The 657-nt window shown below is 56.9% G+C and carries 1 protein-coding gene; it reads right to left on the reverse strand.

Translation table 11 applies throughout. The annotated features are described in order from the left end of the window. Positions 1–87 precede the first annotated feature (87 nt). On the reverse strand, positions 88–657 hold a 570-nt coding region (locus tag DK870_RS29145), incomplete at its 5' end, for a hypothetical protein (RefSeq protein WP_161550430.1).

Below are 657 nucleotides of genomic sequence, written 5' to 3' on the forward strand. Positions count from 1 at the left end.
ATTAAGTTAAAATGGTCACTCAAGACCAGGGAATAAAATGCATCTCTTCCTTCAAACAGGAGAATTAGTTTCGGTCCAGACTGGGTCTCATACATAGGCTCCTGGAGCGGACCTCGGAGCCGAGTACTTCACGGAATAACCACGACCGTCGCTCTTTGGGCACTGACAACAGAGAAGCGCCCCGCCGATGAGCTGCAGACCAGACGCGCCCCAGCCGATGAACAGAGACGCCCCCAGCTCGCGCTTCTGAGCCTCAGACAGAATGGGGTTGTAGAAGTCCCTGATGACGGTGTTCGCGCACCAGCAGACCGGGATCAGGCACAGAACGCCACCCACCAGGAAGAAGACGCCGGCCGCGACCCCCACTTTAGCCTTTGCGTCCCGTTCTTCAATGCAGTTGGTGCACTTGCCTCCAGCGACGGCCAGGAAAAGTCCCAAGAAGGTCACGAGGATTGAGATGATTACAAGCGCTCGAGCTGCCTGGAGATCTTGTGGCAGTGCCAGCATGGAGTCGTAGACCTTGCACTGCATCTGGCCCGTGCTCTGCTGCACGCAGTTCATCCAGAGGCCTTCCCAGAAGGTCTGCGCGGTCACGATGTTGGTGCCAATAAACGCCGTCACCTTCCACATGGGGAGCGCGCAGATAATGATGTCTCC

The organism is Pseudomonas sp. Q1, from assembly GCF_009935975.1.
GTDB lineage: Bacteria > Pseudomonadota > Gammaproteobacteria > Pseudomonadales > Pseudomonadaceae > Aquipseudomonas > Aquipseudomonas palleroniana.